The sequence below is a fragment of the Geminocystis herdmanii PCC 6308 genome, assembly GCF_000332235.1.
In the GTDB taxonomy this organism is placed as follows: domain Bacteria; phylum Cyanobacteriota; class Cyanobacteriia; order Cyanobacteriales; family Cyanobacteriaceae; genus Geminocystis; species Geminocystis herdmanii.
Window position 1 is genome coordinate 3672532 of sequence record NZ_CM001775.1, and the last position, 21271, is coordinate 3693802.

At 35.4% G+C, this 21271-nt stretch carries 19 protein-coding genes and 2 CRISPR repeat arrays (1 of these 21 cut by a window edge); of the genes, 3 read left to right on the top strand and 16 right to left on the bottom strand.

Features of this window, described 5'->3' with window-relative positions; all coding sequences use genetic code 11:
- Positions 1–1036: direct repeats of the CRISPR family, unit length 37 nt; unit sequence GTTTCCGTCCCCTTACGGGGTAATGGTGGAGTTTAAC (it extends 415 nt beyond the left edge of the window).
- A 256-nt stretch (positions 1037–1292) separates the two neighbouring features.
- A complete protein-coding gene (gene cas2 / locus SYN6308_RS18350) occupies positions 1293–1583 on the bottom strand; it encodes a CRISPR-associated endonuclease Cas2 (protein WP_017295912.1) in 291 nt (96 codons plus the stop codon).
- A gap of 85 nt (positions 1584–1668) precedes the next feature.
- Entirely contained in the window at positions 1669–2676 is a 1008-nt protein-coding gene (gene cas1, locus SYN6308_RS18355) for a CRISPR-associated endonuclease Cas1 (protein ID WP_017295913.1), read from the bottom strand.
- 88 nt (positions 2677–2764) lie between these two features.
- On the opposite strand from cas1, the gene csx18 reads away from it, so the two are divergent.
- A complete protein-coding gene (csx18, locus tag SYN6308_RS18360) occupies positions 2765–3073 on the top strand; it encodes a CRISPR-associated protein Csx18 (protein ID WP_017295914.1) in 309 nt (102 codons plus the stop codon).
- 48 nt (positions 3074–3121) lie between these two features.
- Here csx18 and csx2 read toward each other — a convergent pair whose 3' ends face one another.
- The 9 genes from csx2 to cas10 all read right to left on the bottom strand — a co-directional run bounded on the left by csx2 (position 3122) and on the right by cas10 (position 13055).
- Positions 3122–4345, bottom strand: a complete 1224-nt coding sequence (gene csx2, locus SYN6308_RS18365; protein ID WP_017295915.1) for a TIGR02221 family CRISPR-associated protein — start codon at positions 4343–4345, stop codon at positions 3122–3124.
- A 184-nt stretch (positions 4346–4529) separates the two neighbouring features.
- The gene (locus SYN6308_RS18370) at positions 4530–5459 is read right to left on the bottom strand and encodes a putative CRISPR-associated protein (protein WP_017295916.1); all 930 of its coding nucleotides are present in this window, start codon (positions 5457–5459) and stop codon (positions 4530–4532) included.
- A gap of 17 nt (positions 5460–5476) precedes the next feature.
- The gene (cas6, locus tag SYN6308_RS18375) at positions 5477–6244 is read right to left on the bottom strand and encodes a CRISPR system precrRNA processing endoribonuclease RAMP protein Cas6 (RefSeq protein ID WP_017295917.1); all 768 of its coding nucleotides are present in this window, start codon (positions 6242–6244) and stop codon (positions 5477–5479) included.
- Positions 6245–6312: 68 nt separating this feature from the next.
- On the bottom strand, positions 6313–7587 hold the full coding sequence (csm5, locus tag SYN6308_RS18380; RefSeq protein WP_017295918.1) for a type III-A CRISPR-associated RAMP protein Csm5: 1275 nt from the start codon (positions 7585–7587) through the stop codon (positions 6313–6315).
- Positions 7588–7592: 5 nt separating this feature from the next.
- Positions 7593–8669, bottom strand: a complete 1077-nt coding sequence (csm4, locus tag SYN6308_RS18385) for a type III-A CRISPR-associated RAMP protein Csm4 (RefSeq protein ID WP_017295919.1) — start codon at positions 8667–8669, stop codon at positions 7593–7595.
- 70 nt (positions 8670–8739) lie between these two features.
- Positions 8740–9690, bottom strand: coding sequence for a type III-A CRISPR-associated RAMP protein Csm3 (gene csm3 / locus SYN6308_RS18390; protein ID WP_017295920.1), 951 nt, complete (start codon positions 9688–9690; stop codon positions 8740–8742).
- 3 nt (positions 9691–9693) lie between these two features.
- Positions 9694–10107, bottom strand: a complete 414-nt coding sequence (gene csm2, locus SYN6308_RS18395) for a type III-A CRISPR-associated protein Csm2 (protein ID WP_017295921.1) — start codon at positions 10105–10107, stop codon at positions 9694–9696.
- A 127-nt stretch (positions 10108–10234) separates the two neighbouring features.
- Positions 10235–10792, bottom strand: coding sequence for a Uma2 family endonuclease (locus tag SYN6308_RS18400; RefSeq protein WP_017295922.1), 558 nt, complete (start codon positions 10790–10792; stop codon positions 10235–10237).
- Between the two features lie 13 nt (positions 10793–10805).
- Positions 10806–13055, bottom strand: a complete 2250-nt coding sequence (gene cas10 / locus SYN6308_RS18405) for a type III-A CRISPR-associated protein Cas10/Csm1 (RefSeq protein ID WP_017295923.1) — start codon at positions 13053–13055, stop codon at positions 10806–10808.
- Positions 13056–13254: 199 nt separating this feature from the next.
- Positions 13255–14441: direct repeats of the CRISPR family, unit length 37 nt; unit sequence GTTTCCGTCCCCTTACGGGGTAAAGATGGAGTTTAAC.
- Positions 14442–14818: 377 nt separating this feature from the next.
- Here cas10 and cas6 (SYN6308_RS18410) point away from each other — a divergent pair.
- Positions 14819–15958, top strand: coding sequence for a CRISPR-associated endoribonuclease Cas6 (gene cas6 / locus SYN6308_RS18410; protein WP_017295924.1), 1140 nt, complete (start codon positions 14819–14821; stop codon positions 15956–15958).
- Positions 15959–16015: 57 nt separating this feature from the next.
- Here cas6 (SYN6308_RS18410) and SYN6308_RS18415 read toward each other — a convergent pair whose 3' ends face one another.
- From SYN6308_RS18415 to SYN6308_RS18440, 5 genes are all read right to left on the bottom strand, one after another.
- Positions 16016–17011 (bottom strand): L-lactate dehydrogenase, encoded by a 996-nt coding sequence (locus SYN6308_RS18415; protein ID WP_017295925.1) that lies wholly within the window; start codon positions 17009–17011, stop codon positions 16016–16018.
- A gap of 80 nt (positions 17012–17091) precedes the next feature.
- Complete coding sequence (locus SYN6308_RS18420) at positions 17092–17478, bottom strand: acyl-CoA thioesterase (RefSeq protein WP_017295926.1); 387 nt, start codon at positions 17476–17478, stop codon at positions 17092–17094.
- Between the two features lie 123 nt (positions 17479–17601).
- Positions 17602–18369, bottom strand: coding sequence for a peroxiredoxin-like family protein (locus SYN6308_RS18425; protein ID WP_017295927.1), 768 nt, complete (start codon positions 18367–18369; stop codon positions 17602–17604).
- 335 nt (positions 18370–18704) lie between these two features.
- Complete coding sequence (locus tag SYN6308_RS18435) at positions 18705–19031, bottom strand: DUF5615 family PIN-like protein (protein ID WP_017295928.1); 327 nt, start codon at positions 19029–19031, stop codon at positions 18705–18707.
- On the bottom strand, positions 19015–19227 hold the full coding sequence (locus tag SYN6308_RS18440) for a DUF433 domain-containing protein (RefSeq protein ID WP_144051470.1): 213 nt from the start codon (positions 19225–19227) through the stop codon (positions 19015–19017). Before SYN6308_RS18440 ends, SYN6308_RS18435 begins: the two co-directional genes overlap by 17 nt.
- A 546-nt stretch (positions 19228–19773) precedes the next feature.
- Between SYN6308_RS18440 and murA the strand changes: the two genes are divergently transcribed.
- On the top strand, positions 19774–21051 hold the full coding sequence (gene murA / locus SYN6308_RS18450) for a UDP-N-acetylglucosamine 1-carboxyvinyltransferase (RefSeq protein WP_026102155.1): 1278 nt from the start codon (positions 19774–19776) through the stop codon (positions 21049–21051).
- The last annotated feature ends 220 nt before the right edge of the window (positions 21052–21271 follow it).

The window sequence follows — 21271 nt, forward strand, 5'->3', positions numbered from 1 at the left end:
AACATGGCTTATCGCTATTTTCGGGGCTTCTTTCCAAACAATGGTTTCCGTCCCCTTACGGGGTAATGGTGGAGTTTAACACGAATAAGATAGCCGTTAATCCGTTGCCCTAAAAGTTTCCGTCCCCTTACGGGGTAATGGTGGAGTTTAACTGGTTCTGCTTTAGTGGTGGGCGATCGCTGGTGGAAGGTTTCCGTCCCCTTACGGGGTAATGGTGGAGTTTAACTATGAAAAAGACCCAGATCATATGGCTTATACAATCGGGATGTTACGTTTCCGTCCCCTTACGGGGTAATGGTGGAGTTTAACTTTGAAAAGGTTAAAACAATTAAGGGCATAAACAAAGAAGAAACACGTTTCCGTCCCCTTACGGGGTAATGGTGGAGTTTAACATAAGAGTAGTTTATTAAAAAAGAACAATGATTGATTTAAGTTTCCGTCCCCTTACGGGGTAATGGTGGAGTTTAACCATTTTTTACCTTCCTGATCATTTTCAATAAACCCTTAAGTTTCCGTCCCCTTACGGGGTAATGGTGGAGTTTAACAACCAACCGATCCAACAACGTTGGTATGGGGGGCGTTTCCGTCCCCTTACGGGGTAATGGTGGAGTTTAACACCATCATCCCGTGGCAGGTGTCGAGCTGGTCGCACGTCTTCAGTTTCCGTCCCCTTACGGGGTAATGGTGGAGTTTAACCCGGGCAGGACGTCGGCATGACGAACTCCCGCACCGCTGCCTCGTCGCGCAGGTTTCCGTCCCCTTACGGGGTAATGGTGGAGTTTAACCCGGCTTCGACGGCGAGTGGCTGGTGGTCGCCAACCCCGACGTCGTCTGGTCACCCGGGTTTCCGTCCCCTTACGGGGTAATGGTGGAGTTTAACCCAAAAAGCATCCCTCGCACCAGAGATAACTAGAGGTTGGGCAAGGTTTCCGTCCCCTTACGGGGTAATGGTGGAGTTTAACCCCGTCGAGCGGGCCGTGGTCGCCAACGCGGAGGTGCGTTTCCGTCCCCTTACGGGGTAATGGTGGAGTTTAACCCTACCCTTGGAAACCGTTGCCCTACCTTGCTTGTACAAGATGTCTGCGAGAAACTACAGTTTTACACTTTACATTTCTTAACATTATTAAGTTGTCAAGGTAAAGAAGCTCTTTTAAGGACAAAAACTGAGGTTAACTCAAATATCAGAGTGAATCTGCACAAAAAAATTAACTTATCTCGTTGTTTATCTTTTAAACTCTCTGTTACTATTATTTGCTAACTGCGACAGATTGACAAGTAAACTTTACATTTCTTTACAAAATAAGATAGTCGGGAGATTCATAGGGAGGGTTGTCTTTGACTCCATAAATTTTTGTTTTTTGCTTTGCTGAGGCATCGAGGGGATAAATCCGCAGACTATCCTCCTGTAAATTCAACACTTTTAGCCATCGGGTAGATAGGAGATGTTCTAATTTTTTTGTATCTAAAGGGCATTCAAACACGGAATATTGCACTCTTTCGCAGTGTTGCTCTAATAATTTCGCCAGTTGAGTACGTCTTTTGTCGTCTCGTACGTCATAACAAATTAGCCAAAGTTTAATCATGAGATATTTTTTGTTAAAAGCCCCTAATTCTGATTAGAAGGGCTAAAGCCCTCACTACAAGCCTATATTAATATTTTATGAGGGTTTATTTAACGAAAAAGGGTTCATAGTCTAAACTTGATTCTAGTAAACATCGGGCTAACATTCGGGCTTGTTCGAGAAATATTTGATTGAGTTTCAGTTTACGATTTTGAGGAGGATATAATAAGTATTGGTTCATCCTTTCTTCTAATTCTCGTAATAATAATTTTTTGGCGGTAATGCCTAGCCAGATTCCCTCTCCATCAGGGGAAGGTTGAAAATCAGCTATGTCTAAGGTGTGGGATTGAATGAGGGAAATAACCGCATAATCCACTAAAACGGGGCGAAATTCCTCCATCAAATCTAAAACTAGGTTGGGGCGATAGGGTTGTATGGAATGAAAAAAGCCTAAATAGGGATCTAATCCAGCTTTGACACAGACGGCGAAAATACGGGCTAATAAAACGCCATAACCCCAACTGAGTAAGGCGTTGATGGGATCTTTGGGAGGACGACGATTTCTACCGTTGAATTGCCATTGGCTAGGGAAAAAGTGTTGTAAGGCTTGATAATAGTTTCTGGCGGAAATTCCTTCAATACCCATTAATTCGTCTCTGGTTAGGGGAGTAGTAATGTTTTTCAGTTGTAGTTGATAAGCATTGATGGTGTCTATGGATTCTGATAATTGAGGGATTTTTCCTTTGGTTGCTCGATTTTTGATTTGTAATAATGAACGTTGATTGCGAATTTTACCGTAGGCGAATTTTTGGGCAAATCCTAAACCGAAGGATGTTTCTACGGTGCGATATTGTGCTAGACGAATGAGGGGATTGGAGGCAAAACCGCTTTGTAATCTTCCTCGAAATTGTCCATCTTGTCTGAGGAAAATGGCTTCTATACCTTGATCTAATAAAATAGCAATGACGACATCGGTTAATTGTACGCCGGGTAATACTACGACTAATTCTAACTCACTAAGACGACAAGTATAGGTGTTATTTTTTTTGATGGTAAAGGTTTGATTTTTATAGTGTACTTTTGTACCGGGTTCGGTTAAATATAGGGCTGTCATTTTTTTTCTTTGATTGTCTTTAAAAATACAACATATTCATTAAAAGACTTTTATTATAGTAATCACATCATTATTGAGGAGTGTTTTTATGAATTTTGCATTAGTTAGAACTATTGTGCGTTTTCGTAGTGTATTGATTTCGATCGTCAATGCTGGAATTACTTGGATTATTTTAATTATTGCTCCATTGGGATTATTTACGGTAATTGTTTGTACAGTGGCGGTGTTTTTGAGTACTTTGACTTTAGGTTTAGTGGGAGATTTTTTCTTATTGAGGATGTTGAGACAGGGGAGATTTAATGGTGTAAATGGTGGTGAGGAAGAGCTTCCATTTGCAGATTCCGAGTTACCTTCGGTGAGATATTCTGAGTCTATAAGAAGGAGAAATAATTATTAGATGTATCAATTTTGATTTAAAAGGGCTAAAGCCCTTACTACAAACAAATTAAGTTAGGTGAAGTTGCGGAAATAAATCCGCTAAAATTTGCGGTAATTTTTGGGCGTATTGATGTAAAATTTTACTAGAAAATTGTTCAGCATTCATTTGACAATGGGCGATATTATTTCTATTTCTTCCTAATTGTGACCAAGTATCATCTAGTTGTTTAATATCGGCAACGTGTTTAGTTATTTTTTGCTCATAAAGTTTGAGTCGATCGGGATTATTCCCACTAATAGCGTTTAGTTGATTTTCGATATTTTTCCGCTCATCTTTATCTAAATAATTGGTATTTTCTAAGATGGCTAAAGTTGTTACTAACCATTCTCTTGACAATAAAATTGCTTGAGTGCCTAAGCCTTTTTCTACATACCATTTGATTAATAAGTAGTGTTTTTTGATGATTAGTTGATAGTCTGATTCGGCGGATTTTTCGATGGCAAATTGGGCGTAATCTTGTTCAATTTTATCGATAATTAGTTCAAAGGGTTTGGCAAAAATACCAACTTCTTCTCTTATTTCTTTCCCTGACATTCTTTTAAGTTTCTGGGCGGATTCTAACAATTCTACGGGGCGAATAAACTCTATATTTTCTGAAATAGTTGCGATCGCACTGCCAAAATTTCTTAATTTGTTGGGTTTTATTTCTTCTTTTTTAGCTTTACCTGATTTGAAAAAATCTATCTGAATATCTGCTAATAATTGTCCTAATTTTTGCGATGATCCCGTATTAATAAATGTATCGGTAGCGGTTAACCAATCTAGTAGTTTAATGGCTGGGGTTAAGTCAAATATAGGGGATTCATTTTTTTCTTTGTTATATTGTCCATAATAAACGCCTTTTATGTTTACATTTCGGGCTTTTTCGAGGAAGGCGGCGGCGAGTAAAACAATGACGGGGATCGATCGAAAAGCATGAGTAATATCAAAGATAATTTCGCTATCTTTTTCCACTGATTCTACTACTTTATCAAATAACTTCCATAGATCATCTTCTTCTGTACCTGATGGTATCTCAATATAAGATAATTTAAATTTATTATTGATTTTATTTCTTAGTTGCTCTCCATGAGCTTTTGTTGCTTCTTTAGTAGTAAAAACTTTAATTTCTTTTACCTTCATAAAAGATGCGATCGCTTCTATAACATATTCAGTTTCATACTGTTGATCTTGCCATGTATAGGAGGTTAATTCGTATTTGCCAGTACCGAGAAAACTTAGTAAAATCATGATAAAAAATGGTTGTTAAATTGATAGTATTTGTTGTATTTTTTAGGTCGATCGTTATATAACAATTCTAAATGAATTATGAAACCTTGCTTGATCCCCCCTAACCCCCCTTAAACAAAGGGGAGAACTTAGTCTAAATTTATCACAAATGATTTAGGACTGCTATATAATCACGAATATCTCCCTAAAATAAATGTCCTAAACGCTCTCTTAATTCTCGTATGGCTTCTTCTAAATGTCTTTCATTATAGCCTGTTGTTTCGATCGAAACTCCCATTGTATTATTTTCATCTTGGTATAAATAAAGCCAAAAAATATAACAATTATTTTGAGTTTTATAGTTAGATAATTTAAAATTATTACGAGGAGCAGAAAAGGCTTTTTTATCGAAATAAACGTTATCAATCCAAGGAATTTCTGAAAGAATTTTTTTAGCTTTATTCCATGTTCTAGGGCGATGATGTTGTACCCCTTCTTGAAGATTAAAAATATCGTTTCTATTCCTTGTAGAATGGGGTAATTCTGCCTTATAATTACCATAACTCACTTTACCATCAGACGATAAAAAAGGAAGGTAAATTAAGCTCTTATACTGCTCATGAATATAGCAAACAGGCACTTGATAAATATTTCCTGCCAATGCCATAATCATCGATTCAGCTTTAAATCCTCCCGTTGCCGCAAGGGTGACATTGCCTTTGGCATTTTTGATTAATTCGGCTAGTAAATTAGCCATTTTTTCTAGGATATTACCATTAACATCTATCTCATAATTAACCTCTGGTATTTGTATAATTTCAACGTCTTTTTGACCTAATTCAGTGAAAAATAAACGTAAAATTTTAGCACATTCTTCTCCTGATTTAGTGGCGGAGTGTAATAAAATTATCTCATCTTTTTCTTGTAAATTGAGATGAAAAAATGTGTTAGTTTCCGCACTAATTAAATCTAAATCTGTGGCTTTCATCCATGCGATCGCACCTTCGATATTTTCGATTACTAATTCATTGCTAAAAGTATTTTTGTTATGCCAAGGGCGTTTTTTGTCAGGTGTTAAGTTAATATCTTTATTAGTTCTTAAAGATGTACCTACTGTCATGATAATTGTTTCCATAATGATAGTATTTAAGATTAATTAAAAGTAGTTAAAAATGTGTTACCCATACCTAAACGAGTTTTTATGCCCGTACCACAATAATCAGCATAATGAATTAAAAGATTAGCGACATTAGCTAATAAATCATCAATTTTTAAGGGAATTTTGAGCTTAATTTCGCCTGTAAACCCCGTTATTTTTTGTTGACTGATATAATGTTGACGACTATATAAACGATAATAATTAAGATAAATATTTTCTGATAAATATTGTGTTAATTCGTCTCCACCTAAATAAATATTGCAAAAATAATTCCATTTATCTAACCAACTACGAAACATTAAACTAGGGATAGGTAAAGGTAATTTTGTTTTGCCTTGGGCGAAGGAAGTAGGGCTTAAAAATTGAATATTATATTCCTTAATTCCTTGGGGATCATTTGCTACTAAATTACTATATAATTCTTCATAAGAAGTTATCTGATTTTCTCTATTAATTATTTCAAAATTCACTCCTAAAAAGTCTAAAGATGAATTTAACTGTAAATTTTTAATGGCATGACTAGCATTAGTTTCTAAACCAGATAATGAAAAATAATATTCTTCATCGGGAGATAAACAGTAAAAATCTCCTTCCTTTTTATAGTTGCCAATTATCCCCGAAAAAGTTATCTCAGGAATAGCAATATTGACAAAATCTAAGTACATTTTTTGATATAAATTTTTAACCAAAACCACATTATAAGCACAAGGTAATAGGGTTAATTTATTTACTTTTAATGTCCATTTTGATTTGATTAACATTTATATTTTTTGTTTAATTTTTGATTAAGTATAGTTTTATAATTTCGTGGGCAATGCCCACCCTACGTTTAAATAATTTTTAACTTTGCCCAACCCGGTATATAACGAATATCTGCCTCACGATTAAGGATGGTGCGACGGGATTTTGGTGCTTGAAAATTAGGGGCTTTTAAACCACAAGTATCTCTTATTTCGCCTCTTAAATCATCATCGATTAACCAATTAATTGTCGTACCTCCCATACCAGTACCCCATCCTAATCTTAGTTGATAAGGACATTTTTCTTCTTCATAAAAATTTCTAATTAACTCAAAATCTAAGTCTTTTCCTTGATGTTTATTATCGTTAATATTATTCCAATAATCATATTCTCCATCCCATTGAGTTTGACTAAATTCCTGACAAATGTTCATTAATTCTTCCAAATTATTAAAGGGTAATCTCATATTCTGATTATGGTTAAACCAAGATAACATTTCTAAGTCAAGATTAATCGTAAATTCAGTACGCACATTAAATATCATTTCTGTATATAAGGAGGCTTTATATTTAGCATTATTATCTTGAAAATGACTGGAAACAATTACTTCGGTGGTAACAGGAATATTATAAGTTTTGCTTTTTCCTGTTTTTTTATTAGGTATTTTTTCCTCTAGTAATGGTAAAGAATCACTAATATTTAAAGCTCTTAAAAAGTCGGTATTGGGTCCTGTTCTTGGGTTATAATTTTTATTGTTATATTTGAGGGAAAAATTCTCAAATAAATCGCTCATAAATAGTCTATCATCGGCAAATTTTGCTTGTCTTCTTAATTCTCCATTATCGATTTTTTCTCTTAATCGGGCTTCTATTTGACTAATTCTTATGGGAGTATTATAGGTTTCTTGATGTTTTAATAAGAAAAATGCGATCGAACTTCTGATTGCACCTTTAATACTACTACCGGGTATATAAGGCTCACCAAAACCGTTGCGAATCATAGGGCGTAAGTCAGTAATTTTACCATCAACCCATTTACGACTAATACCAATAGGGGGAAAAATCAGATTACCGTAATCATCGGTTAAATTATGCCAATTTTCGTCAATATCGTCTAAAAGGGGTTTAATATCTTCTTTATCTTCGATTTTTTGGATATACTGGTGTAATTTACCCCTCTGTAGTAAAACTCTGGCTAAGGCTTCCTGATTAGGCAAATAAACCTTGCTTGATGTCTGTATATATTCATAGGGATTAAGTTGAGAGACAGCGCCACCAATTCTTAAAATGGGGGTGGTTAAACGTATCTTGGCGGTTTGATAGTTTTTGGTGAAGGTTAGGGGTTGTAAAGTGGTTGTAGTCATAATTACTAGGATATAGACGTTAGTTGGGCTTGAATCGGTAAAGATAGGCTGATACCGCTACGATAGACTGTGTGAACTTTTTTGAAGTCAAGAGGGGTTACATCTGCTAATTCCCCTTGAGGCATAGACGAAAAGACTGAACCTTCTGTAAACATTCGTATCATTTTCCGCCTTAATTGTCTTCCCGAAAAAGGTGAGGCTATCCATCCTCCTCTTTCTTGTATTTCGTAATAGCTTTGAGCGGTAATTTCTGAATAAATAGAGGAATCCCAAAATAGACTCATTAAACTGTAAAAATCACCACTATTAAAATGAATAATTTCTTGCCATTGTAAGGGTAATTCTAACCATTCAGGAGTAAATCTTCCTGCACCACTTGATCTTTCTCCGCCTATTCCTTCTTCTGCTAAAAGGTGTAAAGCGGCACATATTTTTATCTCTAATTCTTTAGTATTTTCGTCAAAATTAATCAGAAAATATAAGCCTGAATATTCTTGATCATTTTCATAATTGTACTGGACAAAACCTGTATGATAAAAGTTTGTACTGCTATCATTTCGATCGACTGCCACTTTCGGAAATTTCTGAATATTAAAGTTATTTTGATAATCAAATAATCCCTGTTGATGTAAATATTGAGTATCTATTTTTTTTGCTTGAGTTTTGTCGATTAACTCCTGTTGATCTTTTTGAGTAAAACCTTCTTTTTGATACCATTTTTGCCAAATTATCAAGGGTAAATATTTGATTTTTTTATAGGTTTTAGTAAAATCTAAATCATTGCCTACAGGATAATTTTGCGGAAATAATAAAGGTTTTGGTAAATAATAAGTAAATCTATCGTTATTCCTTCGATAAATAAAAGTAGAACTATGACGAAATAAAGTAGGATTTTGATTAAGTTGAGTCAATAAATCTTCTACTTCTTTTTTTCCGAATAAACGGGCGTAGGAGATAATTAAGGCACTAAAGAGAGTATCTGATTTAACTCTTTCTTGAGTTTCTTCTAAGCCAATACCTACCTCGCCAAAATGGGCTAAGTGTTTACCAAAATTGAGATGAATGAGTTTCCAATTAGACATATTTTTTCATAATATTATGAGTAGGAGAAGTTCAATAAATTGAACTACTACAAACTTGAGTGACTACAAACTAATTTTGTCTTGGATTTAATAATCCTTTTACTTCTTGAAATCTCTCTAATAAATTGTCTGTATTGCCAATATTATCAAGGAGAGATTGATCATCTTTTTGCCCTAAAATCGCTTGACGATAAAAGTCGAGGGTGCGATATTTTATGTTAAAGTTAGTAAAGTCTATTTTGCCGTATCCCCTCGAACCATGCCCCCCTAGAGCATCATCTTCTAAAATTTTAAGGGCGATGGCAAGGTTGCCTAAATCTTGTTCAACTTGGGTTTCGTCTTCTACGGTATAAACCATTTCAAACTCAAACATAGCACCAGCAGGTACACGCTCTAGTTGACGAGGGTTGGCGGCGGAGGTAACTCGATCGATGCCATTTTCAAATTTCCACTCAGTCATATATAAGCCAGTGTCGATACTTTGTAAACGTTGAGCTGAATCTGCTTTTAAATGGGCATCTCTGACGATTAATCGAGCGCTGTAATTTCGCCCTTTGATTTTGACGTATTCTTTACCCTCGATGGTTTTTGTCGTCTTATAATCGAGTTGTTGACTATCGGCAACGGTTTTTTCAATCCAACAATCCTTCCCCGTTGAGCCAAAAACTCTACTTAATTCGCAGGTTTTCGCCCCTTGAAACAAGACTAAATTACCTTGCACATCACTATAACCAGTTTCTACATCATCACTTTCATAACGGTATGTACCACTTCCTCCCGAACGGTTGAGGGGTTTATTCAACATTCTTTCTAAGAGCGATCGCAATTTTCCCTTAATGGATGAACCGGGTAAATATGGTTGTAAAGTAATAGGATCTCGAATCACTGGTTTATCTAAACCGCCTATATCAAGGTTTTCTGCACCGCCTCCGATATGTAGTCCAGTCTTAACAACAATGTCACTTTTGATGATAATTTTACCTAATAAATTTCTTTGGGGTTTGTTGATAACTTGTGCCATGATTTATTTTCCTCCTGCGGCTTTATGATAGGCAATGATAGACTCGATAAATTGAACTAAACGATCGAAATCATCTAAGGATTGAACCTTGTCGATGACTTGTGCCATAACGTCACTTAAGGGTTTAGCGGCATCCACCCTAGCGGCGGCGTAGGCTAATTTGGGCTTAAGCAAGACAATTTCAGGTTCAACTAATTGAAATAAATCTGTTTCACTCTTGTTTTCTCCTCCTTGAGTTAGTTTAACTTTGAGACGATTAATTGCGTCTAAAAACTTGCGAATTTGGTTAGTTTCTAAACGTTGATTTTTTAAAAATCTTCCAAATTCTTCTGAATGATTAACTAAATCTCGGATAGGATACTCTTTAAATGTTTTTGCTTGTTTTAAAGAATTTAAAATTGCTTCTTTGCTATTCATATTTGTAGTATTTTGAGGAGAATTTTACCCCTGATTATAACTTGTTGATGGTGGATTTTCCATTCCCTTTTTCGGTTTATTAGGTGGCAGATTTAAGTTAGGTTTATTCATATTTTATGATGATTAATTAAAGGTTAAAAAGATTTTCAGGTTTAATCTGAATTTCGGGGAAAACTCTTGAGGAAATTTGTCCCGTATCTAGGACTGATATTTGTTCATACATCCCCTCTTGTAACTGCAAAATAGTCATTGTTTCTCTATTAGGATCGACAATCCAATATTCAGGAATACCCATAGCACTATACTCACTTCTTTTATAGCGATAATCTCTAATTTCCGATTCTGGACTAACAATTTCTATGACTAATAAAGGAGGTGTTTCTAATACCGCAGAAATTTTTAAAATTTCCTTCAGTTGTGGTTGATTAATAATAGTTAAATCGGGCAACCGAGAGCGTCTAATTCCTGTTCTTATTCCGATGCCCTGTAAGCCATACCAATCTAAATTTAAGCGATTTATTTCTTCTTCAATTAATTTGGTTAATCGATTAATAATTAAGGCATGAAATCCTGTCGGGGGAGTCATTAAATTTAATTCTCCTTCAAACAATTCATATTTATTATCTTCATTATCATACTTTAAATAATCTTCAAAACTAACTTTCTTTTCTACTAAAATTTCCATTATTACCTCCTTTTTATGATGAACGATTTAATAACTCTAACCAAGTTGCGATCGCACTGTAATAACGAGCATTGTAAGGACTTTTCAAAGAACTTTTAATAGGTTCAAATTGTGGATTATTTTGAATATGACTAGGCAATCTAGCCAAAGTATAAGCTATTTTTGGTAAGTGTAAAAAATATTTGACATCATCAATTTCTTGAGGATAAGTAAGAGTTGCTTTTTTCTTTTCTACTTCTTTAATTTTCTGTTCTTGTATTTTAGCAGTTGCCAATAAATTTTGAACAAAATTGCGAGAATAGCTATCTTTTATGTTTTGTAAAGCATCGACAAAAGGCTTAACACCGAATAAACTTAAAGAAACATTACCCCCTAAATATTCCCTCAAATTATCATCTATTTCTAACTGATTAACATTAATATTTTCTTTCCCTAACCATTCTTCCCACTTAAAAACTTCCCCAAATAAACCTAAACTATCTCTACCATTTCCCTTAGCTTTTTCTTCCGCTTCTCCCGACTCATTAGCAGATTGATAGAGAGGGTATTTTGCCCCTGCAAAACTAATTCCTGCCGATAAAGTAACGCTAGAATTATAACCCGTATATTCTCGAAAAGATTCATAAATTTGAAAGGCAAAGTCTATCACTTCATCCCAAACACCGCTAATAAATAAATCATCTCCTCCTGCATAAATAAATAGTAAATTATAATTTTTTTCCGTTGCTAAAGTATTCAAATAAACCTTGAAAAAATAAGTCATTTGACGGGATAAACTAGCTAAACGAGGTAAGTTTAATTTCTCAGCTAAACCTTGAGCAAAAATTTTACCTAAATTGTCAACATCCATGCGTAAATAAGCAACCCTCGCAATTTTGCCCGATTTTCTGGCAATTTCCGTCATTTCACTGGCAGACATAAAACCTGATTCATTTTCTAACTCAGTTTTTTTGCCATAGTTACCTAGTAAAATAGGCTTAATTTTCTCCTCTTTATAGTTAGCTAAATCCCAATTATTAATTAGAAAAATTGTCTCTGCATTATCCACAGATAAAGCCTTATTTATACTCTCATAAAGATAATATTCATAACCGGGTAAAACAATTTTATTCACCCTTTCGGTTCGATCGAATGTTCTATTTTTAGCTCTTTTTACTCGTACGATCGCCTTAACTTTAAATAAACGACTGCCCAACTCAAACATCGTGCGACACACCCAACAAGCGGAGGAAGAATCGAGATTATGGGGATTTAATGGTTTTAATTTTACTTGATCATCTCGATGGCAAACTTGGCAAGATTCATAACTAGGTTTTGGGGCTAAAAAATCTCTGATTTGATTACTAAATTTTTGTTGTTTCTGACTTCCTAATTTTTGAGGAATTTTCTGCCAATATTGGGATAATTGATCACTACTTAAACTATCCACAGGTAAAGTTACATAGTCTAAAGCTAAAAACATTTTACCCTGATAACTTTTGCTAAACCAATCATTAAAACGAGCTTTAATAACATTACTTATTCTTTGATTTTCTTCATGATTATCATTCGTTAAAATATAAAGATTTCCTCCTCCAGCATAAATGATATTAGTGGGAGGTAAATTTAATTCTGTTAATAATTGTTGAGTTATTTCTGCGGTAACTAATTCAAGGAAAAAACTTCTTGCGCGTAAAGATTTTAATGCACCATCGGCAGAAATTGTATAGATAAAATTTTGAATACCTGATAAATCCCCACCTATTAAACCGATGTTATCAGCAGAAGGATTATTATTTAAACTAACAGCTATCATTGCTAGAGATTTAATGAAATCACTATAAGCAATATCATTTTCCCCATAACTAATGTGAGATCCAATTTTTTCTAAACATAAATTTAATAAAGATAAATTGCTTAAATCTTCATGGTTAAAATTACTAATTATCTCTTTTACCTGCGTTTTAAAATCAGCCATTTCAGGAATATTTAATACAGGTGAAGGAAGAATCGGAAAACTATTTTTGAGAACAATAGATGGTGAATAATGAGTTTTTTCTTGTGATTTATAATTCTGAATATGAATAGAATCAAACAGTAAATTTAAAGGTTTAAATTCTGATTCTTCTTTCCATGAAATAATCTCTTTAGCCTTGATAATTGACTGGTGTTGTATCAATGGTAACGAAGGAAAATCTAACTCTAGCCACTGGGCTAATTTTTTTATCCCTTCTTGTAAAACTGAAAGGGCAATCTGATGATTTGTTACTTCTGTATTATTCATTTATTAGCTTGAGAACTTTAATCAAATTATTCAAGGTTGGCTTTCTGAAGATAAGTGAAGAAAAAACACTATTCAAATTTTACAAAAAAAAGTATATTTTCAATTATTATTGTAAGATTTCTTAATATTTAATAGGGATTATGACACAGATATAGTTAAAATCATCCAATTTGTTCGATCGTACCATCGCCACCATAGCGTTTTCATCCCCTTACGGGGTAATGGTGGAGTTTAACAATCTTCAAGGAAGATGCCTATACCATTGACACTACTGCGGTGTTTCCGTCCCCTTACGGGGTAAAGATGGAGTTTAACTATGATGAAAGAATCACCGACTTGTACGAATACATGAAGTTTCCGTCCCCTTACGGGGTAAAGATGGAGTTTAACCCTTGATCTTTTCTGGGATATGGGATATAATAGATAGTTTCCGTCCCCTTACGGGGTAAAGATGGAGTTTAACCCGGCGCTGCTCGCCCGCCTGCTCGAGATCCCCTCCGTTTCCGTCCCCTTACGGGGTAAAGATGGAGTTTAACGCCAGCGGGTGCGGATCGAGGTCCGACAGGTTCGTCAAGTTTCCGTCCCCTTACGGGGTAAAGATGGAGTTTAACGCGCACCTCGTGCTCTACCCGATGGGCGTGCTCGGCGTTTCCGTCCCCTTACGGGGTAAAGATGGAGTTTAACCCCCGTCTCCGAGGTCATCAGCCAGGCACTGCCCTGGTTTCCGTCCCCTTACGGGGTAAAGATGGAGTTTAACCCCTGCATGAGCGCGTAGTCCTTCGCGTTGGTGGCATCCAGTTTCCGTCCCCTTACGGGGTAAAGATGGAGTTTAACTCTCGTACTTCTCGCTGGTCTTCAGCGAGCTGGCGCCCAAGGTTTCCGTCCCCTTACGGGGTAAAGATGGAGTTTAACCCGGCCTCTACCCGCTGGCGACCGTCGCGCTGTGCCTGCGTTTCCGTCCCCTTACGGGGTAAAGATGGAGTTTAACAGCACGGACCGACCTGCACCACGACGGGCGTCCCGCAGGCGTTTCCGTCCCCTTACGGGGTAAAGATGGAGTTTAACCTCGTCGTCGCCGACGCCAAGGACAAGGCCGTCAAGGCCGCCGCCCGCCGTTTCCGTCCCCTTACGGGGTAAAGATGGAGTTTAACCACCCCCAGTGGTGACACGAGTCCGCTGAGGGTGGGGAGTTTCCGTCCCCTTACGGGGTAAAGATGGAGTTTAACCGGCCGGGTCGAGACGAACAGCACCGTGCCGTCGGCGGCGAAGACCGGGTTTCCGTCCCCTTACGGGGTAAAGATGGAGTTTAACCCTGACGTTCCTCGGCTCTTGGAACAACTTCCTGTGGCGTTTCCGTCCCCTTACGGGGTAAAGATGGAGTTTAACCCTACCCTTGGAAACCGTTGCCCTACCTTGCTTGTACAAGATGTCTGCGAGAAACTACAGTTTTACACTTTACATTTCTTAACATTATTAAGTTGTCAAGGTAAAGAAGCTCTTTTAAGAACAAAAACTGACGTTAACTCAAATATCAGAGTGAATCTGCACAAAAAAATTAACTTATCTCGTTATTTATCTTTTAAACTCTCTGTTACTATTATTTGCTAACTGCGACAAATTGACAAGTTAACTTAACATTTCTTTACAAAATCAAGCATTCGGAGGATTGGTAGAGAAGGTTATCTTGGACGGATAAAATTTTTTCTGGAAAATGGTATAAATTCTTAAAGTATGTTCGATCGAACTTTATTTTTTAGTTGTTTGTGAATATAACATTATCGCCATTAGGAAACTTAGACTGGACAAATAATAGTGATTTAGTTATTCTCGAATTTGAGTTAATAGCAGAGAAAGACTATCATCTATCGTTAGACTATAGTAAAGGATTACACGCTTGGTTTTTAGATCAAGTACGACAATTATCGCCAGAATTATCAAAAAGACTTCACGATTATCCCGAAGAAAAAGCCTTTAGTATTTCTCGTTTAGAGGGTAATTTAATAGCGTTAAAAAATAAGATTTTTGTCAAGCAAAATAGTTTTTATAGTTGGTATTTGTCGATTTTCTCCTGCGAATTAATCCAATGGTTAAAGGAATGGTTTAATAATTTTCCTTCCCATTTAGCTTTATATCACACCCCATTATTAATTAATGAAGTTAGGTTTTTTTCTCCTCCAACTACCTATGAAAAGTTATGGCAGGAAAACATAGAAACTAATTTTTGTTTTACTTTTCTTTCCCCTACCAGTTTTCGCCGTAATAATCATCACTATCCTTTACCTCATCCCCCTAATTTATTTCACAGTTACTTGAGACGATGGAATCAATTTTCCCACAAGGTATTTTCTCAGGATGATTTTGGTGATTGGATTGATAAATTTGTAATTATTCGTGGGTATTGTCTGGAGTCAAAAAAGGTGGCTGGAGGGAAAAAAGGTAGCGTGACGGGGTTTATGGGGTGGTTAGAGTTATCTTTAGGGCATAATTACCAAGATTATCCCGATTTTACTCAACTTTACTCGACTTTATGCCGATTTGCTACTTATTGCGGTACAGGACATAAAACTACTTTTGGTTTAGGGCATACTATACTTAGTAAGGGAAATGAAAATACTGATGAGGGGAGGCAACAGATATTTACCCAAGCGTCAAATTATAATAACGACTGTCTCGAAGATAAGTTAGTTACTAGAATCGATGAGTTAACAGGTATTTTTCTCAAACAGAAAAATGGAAAAGGGGGAAATCGTGCAGAAAATGTTTGTCTTAGTTATGCTAATATTCTTGCTAGAAGGGAGTTGGGAATGGCTTTGAAGGATATTTCGATCGAGCTTGAAATGCCTTATGAAACGGTGAAAACTTACTCAAAAAGGGCAAAAAAACTTTTAATTAACGGTAGTTAGACAAAAATTTACTCACCGTGTAATGAATTACACGGCTAATATCGATCGTTCTACGAACTAAAAAGTAACTCGATCGAACACTTCCCGTAAAACCCTAGCAGATTCCACCAATAATTTTTCTTCCTCCTCACTCAAAGTCAAGTTAACGGTTTTTAAAATACCCCTCTCATTAATTACACGAGGCACACTTAAACAAATATCTTCAATACCGTATAACCCCGTCATCAAACCGCTAACAGTTAAAACGCGCTCTTGAGAATTGAGAATCGCCTTCACAATATCCGTTGTAGCTAGTCCGATCGCATAAGAAGTATAACCCTTCCGTTGAATAATCTCATAAGCTGCATTTTTTACATTAAAGTAAATTTCTGATAACTTATCCTGCTCATCTTTTGCTAAATTATCCCAACCATCAGGCACAATTTTCATACCCCCCACGTTGGCACTACTCCACACCGCCACTTCACTGTCTCCATGCTCACCAATAATATAGGCATGAACACTACGAGCATCAATACCCATCTCCTGAGCTAATAAAGCCCGAAAACGAGCGCTATCTAACACTGTACCAGAACCGATGACCCTAGAGCTAGGAAAACCAGTTATTTTTAAAGTTACATAGGTAAGAATGTCCACAGGATTACTCACCACTAAGATAATGCAATCAGGACAATATTTCACCACATCGTGTAAAATACTTTTATATACAGATATATTGCGTTCTACCAAGCTCAAACGAGTTTCCCCGTCTCTTTGGGCGACTCCTGCGGTAATAATCACGATGTCGGCATTTTGTCCCACATCTGCCACTGTACCAGCTTTTAAGTCCGTAGGCGCAAGAAAAGGCATTCCGTGAGAAAAATCCATCACTTCCCCTGCCAATTTTTCTTCGGCTATATCCTGTAAAATCAATTCATCAAAGCAATCTTGAATCAGGAGAGAATAAGCACAAGCTAAACCTACTTGCCCTAAACCGATGATAACTCCTTTACGGGGTTTTAAAGAGGAGGGTTTTTCTGCACTGGGATTAGGTATTAATATTTTTTCAAACATGATTTCGATCGATATTCTATATAATTTTTACACAATTTCAGTATAAAGCTAAAAATGATTACTGTGAGGTTAATAGAAGATTAAGTTTCAAAACTTTGTTTAATAATAGGCGGAATTTCTTGGGTTTTTCTAGTTTGTGGATTGATACAAATATGTCTAGTTAAAGCCTTAGCAATTAATTCGTTATTTTTTAAAACTTGATATTGTATTTCAAAAACTTTTTCATTAATTAATGTTGCTTCAAGATTTATACTAATTATATCCCCACAAAAAAGAGGTTTAAAAAAGTCAATTTCTGCATGAATAATCGGAATTGCTATTAATTTATTTGAAAAAAAATCTGGTAAATTAATGTTTAAATTAGATAAAAAATCTTCGTAGGCTTCATGACAAATAGAGAGTAAATTGGAAAAATAAACTACTCCAGCCGAGTCAGTATCCGCAAAATAAATTGTTCTTTGGTACATAAAAAATAATGACTCTCTTAATTTGAATATGATAGATAAATTATGTCTTAAAAAAGTTTTAGATATTAAGTATTTGATTCTAAAAAATAAATATAGTTGCTTTCCTTCTGTTCATCTTTTTTTTCATAATTTTTTTAAAAATATCAGTGGATTATTCATATTTTCAGCAAATCCTAATATTCCTTTATCTCGATATTCATAAATTAACTCTCCTTCTTTGTTAAAAAGAAAAGTACCTCCTCTTTGAGTCAAATATTTATTATTTGGTATATAAGTATTCCAATGTTTTAAAACCTCAATCATATTCTGAAGACGTAATGTAGCCAATTCAAAAGGACGTTGATAATTTTTTCCTACACGGTTAAATAATGAGCCTTTCATCATCGGTAAGGGTTTAATATTGATTGATTCATTTTCTTTAAATAAAGATGGTGCATTTTTGTCTCCTATATAACCTCGAAAAACCTCTGTCAAAGTGCCTTTACTTCCAATTCCTGCACACATTAATAATAGATTTAACCAAGCATTTTGTGACTCTGAAAAGAAACTTAAATTCCAATTTAAACCTTGATATAATTGTAATTCTCTATGAAGTTCTGCACTAGAATCAATGAATAAATTTTCTTCGCAAAATCCTGTATATTCACAAAACTTTTTCCCTGATTCTCTATTGCCAATGGCAATGGCTTTTACTGTTATATTTTTAGTTTTAAGTAAATCTGTTTCTTTTTTTAACCACCAAGTATATTCGAGACTGTCAAAGTCACCGAGATTCGATAAAACAAGAATTAAAGTATAACTAGATGGCTTATCAGAAAAAATTGAAGTAATCTTACCGTCACTAACTTTCTGTTTTTCTATGGTACTCAAAATCGAATAAGGAGATAACATCTTTATAATTGATATTTATTTACTTATATAACCTATTTGGTATCTTAACAAACTGCTACCCTATTGAACAGTCATTTAATATTTGCTCTAATTCTTGGGAAAGTTTTAAAGTTTTTGCCCACTTTTGAAGATAAATAAAATCAAGATTTGATCGAAAATAAAACCATTTCCGATATAATATCTGTATCTTCGGATTGAGTTTTATAAGTGCTAGTTGTGATCATGAAAATTTATGTTCGATCGAGCTTTGATTAAAAATATTTTAAAATCTTGAGGAATTTCTTGAGTTTTTCTAGTCTTTTAACTAAATTTCTTTTCATAAACTCCAAAATATTTTATTTTTTTATAAAAACTATTTTTCCTGAACTAATATTGGTAAGAGTTTCCTTAATTTTTGGTACTAACGGTTTTAATGTTTCTAACCGATTATTTGGAGCAAATAAAACAATAATAGCTAAATCAAAATTAGTGATATTTTGTTGGGCTGATAAATTATTATCAATGGTGATAAATACATCAAATTCTGTTTGAGCAAGTTGTAATAATTTACCATTTTTTGTTCCTGCCCAACCTTGTTCTGGAACGGTAATTATAGTATAGTTATTATCTGCTATTTCTCGTTTCAGCTTTTTAGGTAAACATTCATCAAGCAACACTTTCATAATAATATTTAACAGAAAGATTTAAAAACATCAGTAAATTTTCTCTTTTTACACTAGGAAAATCATCTAAAAATTCTTCGATTGAATCCCCAGCTTCCAGATAATCAAGTAGATTTTTAACAGGTACACGAGTACCTTTAAATACTGGTATTCCTGAGAGGATTTCTGAATCTTTGACAATTAATTGATTGTTCATTTTTTCTACCTCATTCATTAATATTATCTCATTTATTTATCTAAATTAATCATACATTAAATTTCTAGTTGATAAAATAGTTTTATCTCTTTTATTTTATAGAAAATCACTTACTGTCGGCACTGGTAACAATCCATCAACTATTTTTATCATTTTGAGTTAAAACCCAGAATGTCGATGTTTGATGTCAAGAAGTTATTGTATAACGGTGGATTTAGAATAGTTGAAGTACCAAATTTAGCTCATACCATTAATACTAATTTATGTGATACTCAAAAACCTTGTGTGAATTATACTATAAATGGTATTGGACACATAATTTTCTACAATAAAAAAACTCTTTAAGAAAGTCATGCTTGTAATCTTTTTATTTTATCAACGATCGAACCGATGAGTAAAAACAAAAAAATTGCTCTAAATTGAAAAAAAATGTAACAAAAGGGATTTTATCAGGTAGAATCAAAACGAAAATGTAACATTATATTAAAATTTGATTGGGAGGATAAGATTATAAATACTACTACACAGGTTTCGATCGAAAACGACATTTCCTTAAATAATACTGCTCAACCAGCGCTAGAAATTATCGGCAGAAATCCCCTCAAAGGAGAAGTTAAAATTAGTGGTGCGAAAAACTCCGCTTTAGCCATTATGGCAGGTACACTTCTCTGTAGCGATGATTGTCGTTTAAATAATGTCCCTTCCTTAGCAGACATTAATACCATGGGACAAGTTTTAGCTTCTTTAGGGGTTAAAATTAAGAAAAGTGGTAATACATGGGAATTTGATGGACAAGATTTAAAAGGTGTCAAAGCACCCTATGAATTAGTCTCTCAACTACGAGCAAGTTTCTTTGTAATTGGACCTATTTTAACCCGTCTAGGATACGCTCAAGTGCCTTTACCCGGGGGGTGTGCCATCGGATCACGTCCAGTTGATCTTCATGTGCGAGGATTACAAGCTATGGGCGCTACGGTGATTATTGAGCATGGGGTTGTCAATGCTTCTGTCAATAATCGCTTGAAGGGAGCAAAAATTTTCCTCGATTATCCCAGTGTGGGCGCAACGGAAACCATCATGATGGCGGCAACCTTAGCCGAGGGTGAAACGGTGATTGAAAATGCCGCCAGAGAGCCTGAAATTGTTGATTTAGCTAACTTCTGTAATAGCATGGGGGCTAAAATTACGGGGGCTGGTACAGATTCCATCGTTATTCAAGGAGTCGATCGACTACATACCACTGACTATGATATTATACCCGATCGCATTGAAGCAGGTACTTTTTTAGTAGCAGGAGCGATTACTCAATCAGAAATCTTGGTAACTTCCGTTAACTATGATCATCTTACCCCTATTATTGCCAAATTAGCAGAAATTGGTTGTCAAGTAGTCAGAGAAGATGAAAACACCCTACGCACCCTCCCCGGAGAATTGAAAGCTAGTGACATTGAAACCTTACCTCATCCGGGTTTTCCTACGGATATGCAAGCGCAATTTATGGCATTGTTAACCGTTAGTGAGGGTAATAGTTTAGTTACCGAAACCGTGTTTGAAAATCGTTTGCGTCACGTTGCGGAATTAAAACGCATGGGGGCAAATATCAAAGTCAAAGGAAATTCTGCCCTTGTATCTGGTGTGCATCAGCTTTCGGGTGCGCCCGTGATGGCAACGGATTTGAGAGCATCTGCCGCCCTTGTTATCGCAGGTTTAGCCGCCGATGGTAAAACCATTGTACAAGGTTTACAACATCTCGATCGAGGTTATGAAAACCTAGAGCAGAAATTCCAAAAATTAGGTGCAAAAATCCAACGCATTTCCTATTAAGAATTAAGAATTAACAATTAACAATTAACAATTAACAATTAACAATTAACAATTAACAATTAACAATTAACAATTTTCTCCCCCATCCTCCCCATCTCCCCCATCTCCCACCTCAGTTCGACATACAGAAAATGATGAAAACTAGACAGGAGGACAAGTGGACAAGTGGACAGGCGGCGCACTGAGCGTAGTCGAAGTGAAGTGAAGTTAAGTGGAGAAA